The sequence below is a fragment of the Paenibacillus sp. FSL M7-0420 genome, assembly GCF_038002345.1.
In the GTDB taxonomy this organism is placed as follows: domain Bacteria; phylum Bacillota; class Bacilli; order Paenibacillales; family Paenibacillaceae; genus Paenibacillus_AQ.
The window spans coordinates 3,055,934-3,067,522 of record NZ_JBBOCJ010000001.1 but is presented as its reverse complement, the minus strand read 5'-3'; the positions used below and the strand labels follow the sequence as shown (position 1 = coordinate 3,067,522).

Annotated in this window: 8 protein-coding genes; all 8 read right to left on the bottom strand. The window is 53.5% G+C overall.

Annotation, left to right across the window (positions count from 1 at the left end):
- Nucleotides 1–26: 26 nt before the first annotated feature.
- The 8 genes from MKX51_RS12910 to MKX51_RS12875 all read right to left on the bottom strand — a co-directional run bounded on the left by MKX51_RS12910 (nucleotide 27) and on the right by MKX51_RS12875 (nucleotide 11,587).
- The gene (locus MKX51_RS12910) at nucleotides 27–1,883 is read right to left on the bottom strand and encodes a HEAT repeat domain-containing protein (protein WP_340992635.1); all 1,857 of its coding nucleotides are present in this window, start codon (nucleotides 1,881–1,883) and stop codon (nucleotides 27–29) included.
- A 49-nt stretch (nucleotides 1,884–1,932) separates the two neighbouring features.
- Nucleotides 1,933–3,378, bottom strand: a complete 1,446-nt coding sequence (locus MKX51_RS12905; RefSeq protein ID WP_340992634.1) for an SWIM zinc finger family protein — start codon at nucleotides 3,376–3,378, stop codon at nucleotides 1,933–1,935.
- Nucleotides 3,379–3,779: 401 nt separating this feature from the next.
- Nucleotides 3,780–4,382 carry a response regulator transcription factor gene (locus MKX51_RS12900; protein ID WP_340941233.1) on the bottom strand — a complete coding sequence of 201 codons (603 nt, stop codon included), beginning with the start codon at nucleotides 4,380–4,382 and terminating at the stop codon, nucleotides 3,780–3,782.
- Entirely contained in the window at nucleotides 4,379–5,518 is a 1,140-nt protein-coding gene (locus MKX51_RS12895) for a sensor histidine kinase (protein WP_340753984.1), read from the bottom strand. The genes MKX51_RS12900 and MKX51_RS12895 overlap by 4 nt, the downstream gene beginning before the upstream one ends.
- A gap of 167 nt (nucleotides 5,519–5,685) precedes the next feature.
- The gene (locus MKX51_RS12890) at nucleotides 5,686–6,753 is read right to left on the bottom strand and encodes a fatty acid desaturase (RefSeq protein ID WP_340992633.1); all 1,068 of its coding nucleotides are present in this window, start codon (nucleotides 6,751–6,753) and stop codon (nucleotides 5,686–5,688) included.
- A 116-nt stretch (nucleotides 6,754–6,869) separates the two neighbouring features.
- Nucleotides 6,870–8,081, bottom strand: coding sequence for an MFS transporter (locus tag MKX51_RS12885; protein ID WP_340992632.1), 1,212 nt, complete (start codon nucleotides 8,079–8,081; stop codon nucleotides 6,870–6,872).
- Nucleotides 8,082–8,606: 525 nt separating this feature from the next.
- Nucleotides 8,607–10,202, bottom strand: coding sequence for a response regulator (locus MKX51_RS12880; protein WP_340992631.1), 1,596 nt, complete (start codon nucleotides 10,200–10,202; stop codon nucleotides 8,607–8,609).
- A 17-nt stretch (nucleotides 10,203–10,219) separates the two neighbouring features.
- Complete coding sequence (locus tag MKX51_RS12875; RefSeq protein WP_340992630.1) at nucleotides 10,220–11,587, bottom strand: ABC transporter substrate-binding protein; 1,368 nt, start codon at nucleotides 11,585–11,587, stop codon at nucleotides 10,220–10,222.
- Between the last annotated feature and the right edge of the window lie 2 nt (nucleotides 11,588–11,589).

Sequence of the window (11,589 nt, the reverse complement as noted above, 5' to 3'; positions counted from 1 at the left end):
GAGGAACAGGGTAGCTGTTATAAGGGTCAGGTATTCTTGGCACTCCGCAGGCTGTTCAGCACATATTCCAGCTGCTGCTTGCATTCATATCTATAGTTGGGAATAACCGCTTCCACACGGCTGGCATAGCTGGCAGGGAAGCGCTCCATCATTTTAAATATATACAATTCGAAGGTATACGGGTTATGAGGACTCTTAGTCTCCAGGGCACTCATCAACAGTTCCAGACGCTCCGGCTCAGGCATCCCGGCCCTTTCCAGTCCCTTGAAGATGTTGGGAATGAAATCACTGGCACGGCGCTTGGACAGGTCCTGCAGCTTATCAACCAGAAAGTTCCGCACGCCCTTGTGACCCGGCCGGGCAAAGGCACTGGCCAGATTCACAGCATTGTGCTGGATGAACCAGTCCAGCCAGCGGGGGTCCCAAGCTGCGGCAATCTCCTGAGCCGGAAGCATCTCCCTGCTGTAAGGCTGTCTGATTCCCGCTGCATCCCACTCTACTTCATAATTCCTCCGGCGGATATCCACAACCTGATCCTCAATGGTATTAATCAGCAGCTGGGAGCGCTGAGCCGCATCCTTGGCCTCCTTACCCACAAGTGCTTTGAGTTTATCCAAGAAGGTTCCGCCGGCGAACCGGTCGAATAGCTCCTTCGGACTTATAGACTGCTGGGCGGCATGGAAATAATGCGGCAGGAAACGCACGCTCCGCTTCTCCAGCTCTGCAAGCTCTGCCAGAGCAGCACCGTCTGGAGTTTTCTCTTTATACAAGGCTGCGTGGTCCAAAAGCGGAATCCAGCCCAGTGACGAGAACCGGGGATACTCTTGAAGGATATAGCTGTAGATTTCATCCAGCTGCGGACTCCGTACCCGGCGAAGAGCGGTAAGGAAGGGAAGAAGCTCATTCCATATCTTGTCTGTCAGCTTCACGCCGTCATTTTTCTGCGGGGCTGCCTGCAGCTCTTCCATGAATAATGCCGCCAGACGGGCACTCACCTCTGCGGAATGCCCGTCCGCCAGCACTCTGCCCAGAATCTCGCGGTCCTTCTTCTGGATGAATGCCTCAACCAGCCGTTCCCCTCCCTGTAACGTACCGCCTGCCGCCAGCGCTGCATAGGCCGCTTCGCGGATGGCTTTCTTCTTGTCCGTGGACCACTCCAGCAGGTTGGGCGTGAATTGTTCATAACCGCCCAGGCATCTGATGGCTGCAGCGCGGACCTCCTCGCTTCCACTCTCGGCAGCGTGGAAGATCTTATCCAGGTATTCGTCTGCACCGACCTTCCAGATTACCTCCAGTTTGCGGACCTCACTTCTTCCCCCTGAGAGATTAAGACTCTCCAGCAGGTGGCTGGCAATGACCGGCCCGTAGGACGGGAGAATATGATTCATCGCATATTCCGCCAGCTCCGCATACGGGTCGTTCAGCGCAGAGACCGCCAGCGGCAGCAATCGCAGGTCCTGGAAGACCCCATCCTTATACGCATCCACTACAATCTCATATCTGCCGCTTCCGGTAGTGGTGAGTGCTTCCAGCACAGGCGCAAGCTTCCGGTAAGTCTGTTTCGTCTGCAGGGTGAACTTTCGAACCGGCATGGGTCCGGGAGTTCCATCCACGGTTGTCGTTCCCTGAGTGTACAGAACAGACTCCAGCAGCAGGGTATTCTCCTGCAATTGAATGCCCGGGGCAGGACCGTCCGGGCTCCCCGGTTCAATCAGTGCCGTCATTCCCTCGCCTAGCTTCTTAAAGACCGGTGACCGCTCGCCTAGCTGCTGAAATTGCGGAAGCAGCCGCTTCAGGCGGAAATCTCCAGCCGCCAGCTCACTTCCGGCAATATACAGTCTTCTGTATTCCTGATGCAGCTCTTGCAATAACGCTGTGCTCATGGATTGTCCTCCCATATGAATAAAGGTTTGTGGATAATGTTGAATTACACTAGTACAGCAGACGAATGATCTCTTCGCCCTTAATGACACTCAGCGGCTGGGCACGCAAACGTCCCTGGTCCAGGTCATGCTCGAACATGACCAGAACGGTACAGTCCTCGCGGGCGCCGGCCGGAAGGAACGGCAGCAGCTCTACCGTGCCTTGCGCGACTGACGGAAGATCCTCCAGGAGCAGCCTTGTTCCTTCCCCGTCCGTCATAACATACTGGCCGTTCTCTGTAACGCCCAGAGCTGCGGCATGCAGCAGCATGACCGGCTGCTTGTCGCTCAGCGGGTTCTTGATCTGGTTCTTCACCTTCTTGAAGACCTCCGAATATGAACGGTGAGCCTTGGCGGCCGCCCGCTCAAGATCCGTGCCTTGCACCGGTCTTGAAGACATGGACTCGTATCTAATCCGGGCATTCATATCCCCGGGATAGGTGTACAGCTGTGGAACCACGGCAATGTCGAAGAAGCTGTCTTCCTCGCGCATCAGCTTCGCCGCCTTGTAAGGGCGGTAGTTAAAGGTCCGGCGGATCTCTCCGCCTTCCGCAGAGAGATCCAGCCAAAAGCCAAGGTCTACGAACTCCTGGCGGGCCCCATCGTTGTAGCTGTAGAAGGATAACTGCAGCAGCTCTGCCCCCTCTTTCACCAGCCCGTATTCCTTCAGCTCGCTAAGCTGCCAGGCATGGCCCAGCCATTCATCAATCGTTGATTCGTGATCGAGCGCCAGCTCCGGGTCCTCGCTCCGGGCCAGCAGATACGCCCGGCCCTTCTTGATAAATGCGTGTAGCCGTGTCAGCTGCTCCACCGCATATGTATAGTTCTGCTCCTGATCCTTGCCGCTGAACATCAGATTCGCGAAGCGGCGCAGCTCAATCTGGGCACCGGACAAATAATAGTTCCCGAGCTGCTTCACATGCCCCTGAAGCGTCTTGGCCGCAGACTTGTCAATCGTGGACAGGCCGCTGCGTACGAAGGAGAGCACCAGCTTTTCCAGCAGATCAAGCCCTTCGAGCTGCGCGTTGATTTTTTTCTTCAGGGCGGATTTGTTAACCTTCTTCGGCTTGGGGTCTGCTCCTTCAGCCGCCTGCTTCACCTTGTTCTCTTCCCGCTTCTCCGCCTTCTCGCGCTTCGATGCGATGTCTTCGGGAACCGGAGCAGGTGTGAACGTCTGGCCCTCGGTATAGGCATACAGCAGACCTAGTGCGTGCTTGCAGGGGAATTGGCGGCTTGGGCAGCTGCAGCGGAAAACCGGGCTGTCTGGTACGATGAAGTCCACTGAGCACTCATAGGGCGTTTTGCCGCTTCCGGCACATTTTCCGAATAATAGCTCTCCGTTCTCCGACTGATGGAGCTCCACAAAGCTCTTTTTGCGGACCAGCCCCTGGCCGTTCTTGATCGCAGCAGCATTGGGTGCAAGTGAATCGACGTACGTGGATGTTAGCTCTGGCAAATTAGATTCCTCCCGGCTGAATTAGGATGTAAGCAGAATGAATAAACGTGCATACGGGGCACAAGTATTTATTACCCAACTTCACATGAAACGACTACAAATAGGATCATATGTTTGCATTTATTTTAGCAAATTTTAGCGTCCGATCCAATAGAGTAACCGCTTTCAGATGAAAAATGGGTGATAGGTCCTAGATTCGCTTCTAGTCAAGCTCCGTTCTAAGCGGTTTATGTACACTCTATAATCGAACAAAATAACCCCACAAAGTGGGGCTTTAGCGTAGGTGATGACTCAGGTACTTTGCGGGGACCCCAAAACATATAAATTCTTATCTGTCAAAAAAACGGCCAGCCCTCCTAAAAGACAGCTGCCGTTCCCGCTTCCCCGAAGGGAAATTTTATTTATTTGAACCAGCCCTTCTCCTTAAACCGCGTAATCGCCTCGATCCGGTTGCCCACATCCAGCTTGTCCAGAATGACCGAGATATAGTTGCGGACCGTTCCGGTGGTGATGTAGAGCTGGCTGGCGATCTCCTTCGTATTCTTGCCGTCGGCAATCAGCCCCAGCACTTCCTTCTCCCGCTCGGTCAGCGGATTCGCTTCCTTGCTGTAGGCTTCATCCATCAGCTCCGGCGCATACATCCGTTTGCCGTCCATGACACTGCGGATCGACAGCGCCAGCTCCTCGCTGGGACTGTCCTTAAGCAGATAGGCATCCACTCCGGCCTTGACCGCACGCTCGAAGTACCCTGCCCGGGCAAACGTGGTCAGAATCATGATTTTGCAGCCTGCCCCCTTCAGGGCTTCTGCCGCTTCCAGGCCCGTCATAGCCGGCATTTCAATATCCATAATACAGATATCCGGCTGCAGCTGCTTCACCAGCTTCACAGCCTCTTCCCCGTTGCTCGCCTTGCCGACCACCCTCATGTCTTCCTCCAGGTCCAGCAGCGCCGACAGTGCTCCCAGCAGCATCCGCTGGTCTTCGGCTATCACGATTGATATCATTGCGCGTTCACCTCCATGTCCGGCTGCTGCGACGCATTCGGCACCTTAATCACTAGCGTAGTTCCTTCATCCTGGATCACTTCCATAGAACCGTTCACGAACTCCAGCCGCTCCCGCATTCCCTGCAGGCCATGCCCCTTATGATACAGCCTGGTCCCCTCAATCCCCGTGCCGTTATCCTTCACCTTAATCACCAGGTCTGTCCGGGAAGGCTCAATCTGGATCAGGCAGAGCGAGGCGCCGCTATGCTTCACCACGTTGGTTACGGCCTCCTTCATGCACATGCTCAGCACATTCTCGGTAATCAGCGAGGTATTGGTCAGAACGGGATCACCCTCCAGCATATAACCGATCTCCGCCGCCTGGAGGAATTGCCGGATGCGCACCAGCTCATCTTCAACCCGGATGCCCCGCATCTGTGTGATCATCTCCCGGACTTCCTTAAGCGCGCTGCGGGCGGTTACGCGGACATCGTTAATTTCGATCATGGCCTGTGCCGGATTCTTGCTGATCAGCTTGCCGGCCAGGTCACTCTTCAGTCCGATCAGTGACAGGCGTTGTCCCAGCGTATCATGCAGATCCCGGGAGATCCGCTGACGCTCTTCCATAATACCCAGCTCGGAGATCCGTTTGTTGGCATCCTCCAGCTGTTCCTCCAGCTTATCCTGCCTGTTGCGGTTATAGGTTGTGACCGGAAGCAGCACCACAGCAATGATACTGACCAGCACGAACGGCAGCTGCGAGAGGAATACGGGATTGCGCATAATCAGCTCATAGTTAATGGCTACAATCGTCGTCAGCAGATGGATCGGATAGAGGGTGAAGAAGGCCGCTCTTTTCTGAATATTCCCGATAAAAAAAGCCAGAAACAGCGCAAAGTACATGTATCCGAACAGCAGCGTCATCGTAACAGAAACTATCATCTGCACACTGGTCCAGAAATAGACTACCCAGCCCCTGGCCTTAAACGACAGCACGTAGCAGGCGAAGAAGACCATAATCATCAGAATGCCATACACCCAGCGGTCCGCCGAGGAGGATCGGAAGATGAAATAGAACGGAAGAATGTAAAAAACAACCCATACATAAGGGCTCAGTCCCGTACTTTTATGAAAAATATGATGCCACTTCTGCATGTTAGCCATCCTTTTTGCCAGCAAGTTTATACCCCCATTTTAACATAAACCAGCCTCCGACCGGCAACTTCCTTCGAAACAACCTGTGTGTATTCTAAAAAAGAAAGACCAGACCCGGCATCCTGCTCCCCGGATCTGTCTTTCTGCATATTATCAAGTTACCGCTTCTATTCGCTCTGGAACCCCGGTTTGATTACCTTCAGCCCCTCTTTCACGGCAGGCTCACTCTTGCGCAACCGCTGCTTCAACTGCTTGAAGCTGACGAAGACCTTATGCTCTTCATCCCAAAGACGGTATTTCAACGCTTCGAGACTGGTGCTGAGTGTAATGGTGGTTGCCTTTTGCAAAGGCGGGCTGGCATTGTGAGCCAATTCCAGATTATAATTCGGCACCTTTGGACTCAAGTGATGTACATGGTGAAATCCGATATTGCCGGTAATCCATTGTAGTAGCTTAGGCAGCTTATAGTAAGAGCTTCCTTCTACAGCGGCGTTCACGTAGCTCCACTCTTCATCATGCTCGAAGTAAGTATGTTCGAACTGGTGCTGTACATAGAACAGCCAGATGCCGAGGAACCCGGACACGAACACTATTGGAAGTTGCACCAACAGGAACGCCTGCCAGCCAATGAGCAGAATAATTCCAGTATATAGAGCCACAATGGACACATTGGTCAGGTAGGTATTCATGCGCTCCTTGCGTCTTGCCCCTTTGGCATTGAACCGGTACTGGATGAGGAATACGGCAATCGGTCCGATGACGAACATTACCAGCGGGTTGCGGTAGATCCGGTAATAGAGCCGCTGAAGCGGCTTGGCAGCCGCATATTCATCCACCGTCATGATCCAGATATCCCCGATGCCTCTTTTGTCGAGATTGCTGCTTCCGGCATGATGAATCGAATGACTGTGCTTCCACTGGCGGTAAGGGACCAGGGTAAGCACACCGGTGATGGTGCCGACAATATCATTGGCCTTGCGGTTCTTGAAGAACGACCCGTGACAGCAGTCATGAAAAATAATAAAGGTGCGGATGACAAAGCCGGCAGCCGGAATAGCGAACAGCAGCGTCAGCCAGTAGGACACGGATAAGCTGAAGTAAGCGGCGGTCCATAATAACACTAGCGGACCAAGCGTATTAATGAGCTGTTTTATACTCGTGCTGAGGTCTGTTTTCTCGTAAGGGGCTACGCTTTTCTTCAATGTAGAGAGCTGGGGTATCTGGTTGTTGGTCATCGGGATCGGTTCCTCCTCGGATGCATCCATTCAAGGATACTTCTTATATTTCCAGTATAAAGAAAGAAGTGTCATCCCCGTAAGTCATAAATATCAACTCTGATGTATGACAAATGTCATAGTCGGCTCTGGAGTGCTTGTCTGCCCGCCTCCTTCGTTCTGAGCAGCGGCAGCAGAATCAGCACCGCAATCAGGAACAGCACGCCGCTCCCCGTGAAGACTGCGGACAGAGAGAGCATTCCTTTAGCATAGCCGGCTACAGACATTCCAATCACCATGAAGCCCATGAACATCGGCCCCATAATGCCGCCCACCCTGCCCATATAAGCAGTCTCCGTATGACGGATCAGCAGTGTATTGATACCGATATGAATACAAGGGTAAAAGAATCCGCTAACCGTCTGGAGCACCAGCGTGAGCGCTGTGTGATGCGACCAGCCTACTCCTACCGTTCCAGCCGCACTGATCAGCAGGCCTAGGGATAACATTGTTTGCGGCTTCATAGTTTTGCCTTTACTCATAATAAACATTCCGCCCAGCAGCATCGCCGCTCCATTCGCCATCATCACCCACTGCAGGAAGCCTTTGTCTCTGCCCAGATTCTCCATAATGATGAAGACACCCAGCGGCTGAACCAGTCCGGCGGCAAGCCCGGCGAAGGCAAACGTTACTCCAAGGTTCTTCAGTACCCGGCTTGCACGCACATAATTCAGTCCGGATATCATCTCCGCCAGGAACCCGCTGCGGGCCTGTCCGGTCTCCTCCAGCCGGTCAGCGGGCAGCTTGACCAGAATGAGCGCCGAGCCGATGAACATCCCGCCCATCACAGCAAGTGAGGCCTCAATGCCGTAATGACTATAGATGAAGGTGCCGATCACCGGACCAATGACCATGAAGAATGCTGTAAGCGACTGAAACATGGCCATAACACTCTGCAGCTGCTCTTCAGGCACATGCTGCTTAAGCAGCTTCATCGCTGAAGGCTGCGAGAACTGGGACAGGACGGCCGACACCATTGTTGCAAACAACAGGGCACGCCATGAGCCTGACATAACCACCAGCAGTACAACAAAGATTGAGCACGCGGACAACAGATCGCTTACGATCATGGTCCGTTTGGGACGCCAGCGGTCTGCGAAGGTTCCCCCAATGATGGCGAACAGAAACAGCGGGCCGTATTCAGCCACCGAAATGAGCGAGACATAATAAGGATCATTTTGCGTAATCTCCGTCACATACAGCAGAATCGCAAAATTCCGCACCCATACCCCGAGCTGCAATAGCACATTTGACAGCATAATCGTCCGTACATACTTGTTACTTAACACGTTAACATCCTCCATCATTTGAATATATTCTAAATAGACAAACGTCTAATCTGTATATTAATATATAGACTTTTATTTATTTTGTCTAGTTATAAATAGATATATTTTATTTTATCTATAAAAACATAAATGAGGATGGATGGTTATGACGGGATGGTTTATAAGAGGCGTTTGGCGCGTTTTCCTGGAAATAACGTCTTTCAGGTTCGTTAAGGCTGGATTGATGGCGTAAAATAACTAGGTGTATAGCGAGTCGGAGAACTGGCGGATGGCCGATATTTTGTAGGCGGTTGGTAGTCAGGCAGGATGGCGTTCAGGTGGGTGACTCTCAGGGGGTGACTCTCAGGGGGGTGGCTGGAATATCCTCCTCAAGTTCCATTTGGAAGACAAAGTTAATCCGTGAATATACAAAGAAATCGCTCCTTTGGGGATGGTTGGGTGGTACCTCCATTTACCAAAACGAGCGATTTTTTTTGTTTCTTTTTTAAGGTTCCGTCCTATTCAATTGCATATTACTCGCCCGGGCTAGGCCTGCTTCACATGCTCCTCACGGTACTCTGTGGGCGTCTTGCCGGTCGCTTTTTTGAATACCTGGGTGAAGTATCTCGGGTCCTGATAACCGACCAGCGGTGCGACCTGATACACTTTCACATTGCTGCTGCGCAGAATGTATTTGGCGTTCTCTATCCGGCAGTGGGTGACGAATTCGAGGAACGTGTAGCCGGAGATTTGCTTGAACAGGGTGCAGAAATGGCTGATGCTGAGATCGGCCACCTCGGATACCTCCTCGATGCTGAGATCCTTATGGTAATTGGATTCAATGTACCGCTGGACCTTCTCAATGATGCTCCGGCCGTCCTCCCGGGCTGCGGTCTTATGACTCTGCTCCAGCCAGTCGCGGAAGGTGGTCTTCAGGACATTCATCATGTCCGGCAACGTGCCCAGTCCGTTCAGCTTGCTGAACAGCCCTTCAATGGACCAGTCACTATGCGTATTCAGATGTTCGAATTGCCGGTATAGCACCACACTCATCTCAATCATCAGGCGTTCCGCCAGCGGCTGGGGCAAGCTCTGGGCTTCAATGAATACGGACATCTCGTCAAAAAGAGTCAGCATCCGCTCCATATTCAGAGTACGGATGCTCTCAATCAGCGACAGCTCCAGCTCCTTCGGATACTGCACCTCGCGGTTGCCTGCCGCTGCGGTCTCTTCTTCCAGGAAGACACCGGCCTGGCCGGAATAGAAGCGCTGGTACAGCGCCTGGGAGGCTAACGGGTATACCGTACTAAGCTGATCAATCCCGCTGGTACTTCTGCTGATGCCGACAGAGCAATTCAGCTTGGAATAGCGCTTGATTCCGGCTATAAGCTGCTCCCCGAGTTCCCGCTTGCCATCATTCAGACTTGCCGGGAAGAGCAGAATCCATTCCCCGTTATAGAAGGGAAAGATGGACAATGCCCCGTTCGTAAGCGACCACTCCTCCAGGATATTGCGCACAGCAAACAGCCACAGACGCTTCTCCTCGGCGCTCCATTTCGCCGTCAAGGCGGCGTAGTCGTCCAGACGGACCACAGCCATGAAGTATTCTCCCTCCAGCTCGCTGTTCTCCAGCCACGCAAGGTGCTGCAGCGGCCGCGGATTGCCCAGCGTGAATTCGGCCAGCATGCGCTCGCGGGCCAGCAGCGACAGGGTCTGCACCGAGAGCATAAGCTGCTCGTTCTCCTTCTGGCGGTCCAGGCGCTCCCTGGCCCGCTTAAGCATCTCCACCAGCTCGTCATGGTCAATCGGCTTCAGCAAGTAATCAAAGGCCCCCAGCCGCAGGGCCTCCCTGGCATATTCGAATTCCCCGTAGCCGCTGATGAAGATGAAGATCAGCTTGGCGCTGCGCGGCAGCACCTCCTTCATCAGCGTGATCCCGTCAATCACCGGCATGCGGATGTCGCTGATAATGATGTGTGGTGCGGTCTGCTGAATCTGCTGCAAGGCAGCCTCCCCGTTCTTCGCTTCCCCCACAATGCTCAGGCCCAGTTCATCCCATGGAATCGCAACCTTCAGGCTGCGCAGTATAATCGGCTCATCATCTACGAGCAGTACCTTATATTTCTCCTGCTGCTCATTCATCACTTACACCCCCAGGCTTATTGACCCGAAGAACTCCGGATCAGATTCCAATACTGCTTGGACGCATCCTGCAGCTGCTGCAGGGCCTGCTCCGCCTGCAGCCCTCCGTCAATCATCTCCTCGATGACACTGAGGAAGGTCTTCTTCACTTCAGGCGATAAGAGATTGTCATACGGGACGAAGCTCTGCTCATTCTCCTCCATCATATCCATCACCTGGGCGAAGACTGGTCCGGTCTTCTCCGGGTCAAATGCAATCCGCATCGACGGAATTCGGAGTCCCTCATAGACAATCCGCGTCTGAATCTCTTTCGTATAGAAGCCCTTCATCAATTCCAGGGCCGCTGTCCGCTTCGCTCCGGTGAGGCTCGAAGACAGCCCGATGCCAATCGTATACCCTCCGGCGATAGACGGCTCTGTGCCGGCCTCCCGCGAAGGGAAGGGAATGACTCCAACCCGGCTCTGGAAATCGTCCGGGGCATTGTCCCCCGAGAATAAATTGATATCCCAGTTGCCGTTCAGGTACATGGCTGCCCTGCCCTCAGTGAACAGACGGACCGCACCCTCGGTGGAGGTATCATTAGAGTCCTCACTGAAATAGCCTGCCTTCACCCATCTGTTCAGGTGCCGGAACGCTTCCAGGTAGCCGCTGTTCTGGAAGCTCGACCTATCCTCGCCAGTAACCAGCTTCTGAATCAACTCCGGACCCGCGTAGCGGTCCATCAGATAATGGGCGAATATCCCCGCAGGCCAGCGGTCTTCGTTCCCCAGCGCAAACGGGATATACCCCGCTGCCTTCAGCTTCGCCATCACCGTATCCAGCTCGGCCAACGTAGCCGGAGTGTTAATGCCCAGCTTGGTGAAGATTTTTTTATTGTAATAGAGCGGTTCCGCATTGCCCTCAATCGGCAGTCCGTAGATATGCTTGTTGAACGTCCAGAGATGCAGATCCTTGAACTGGTTGCTGAGACCGTTCTGGGCAGTGAAATCGGTCAGATCCATCAGCCGGGCTGAACGCACGTAGGGCTCGATCTCCGCTCCGCCGAACAGAACGAACATATCGGGCGGTGTGCCGGTTACCATCTCACTCTTCAGCTTCTGCTCCCGGTGGATATTCTGGTCCAGTCCCTCGAAGTTCACCTTCACATTCGGATGGCTCTCCTGGTAGCTGCGCACAACCTCCTCGAAGATCGCCAGCAGCGGCCGGTCATGCTCCTTAATCCAGAAATGCCGGAAGGTCAGTGTGATCTTCTCAGGCGAGGTATCCTCGATCTGCTCCCGGTCCTCCTGCATAATGAACCATACGGCGCCTGACATCAGCACAATATAGAGGAGAATCCATCCCCAGTTGGTCAACCATCTAAGCACATGCCGCTGATCCTTCATTT

Excerpts from the sequence above, each read along its gene's own strand:
- MKX51_RS12910 (WP_340992635.1), bottom strand. The coding sequence starts at position 1,883 with ATGAGCACAGCGTTATTGCAAGAGCTGCATCAGGAATACAGAAGACTG.
- MKX51_RS12900 (WP_340941233.1), bottom strand. The coding sequence starts at position 4,382 with ATGATATCAATCGTGATAGCCGAAGACCAGCGGATGCTGCTGGGAGCA.
- MKX51_RS12895 (WP_340753984.1), bottom strand. The coding sequence starts at position 5,518 with ATGCAGAAGTGGCATCATATTTTTCATAAAAGTACGGGACTGAGCCCT.
- MKX51_RS12890 (WP_340992633.1), bottom strand. The coding sequence starts at position 6,753 with ATGACCAACAACCAGATACCCCAGCTCTCTACATTGAAGAAAAGCGTA.
- MKX51_RS12880 (WP_340992631.1), bottom strand. The coding sequence starts at position 10,202 with ATGAATGAGCAGCAGGAGAAATATAAGGTACTGCTCGTAGATGATGAG.
- MKX51_RS12875 (WP_340992630.1), bottom strand. The coding sequence starts at position 11,587 with ATGAAGGATCAGCGGCATGTGCTTAGATGGTTGACCAACTGGGGATGG.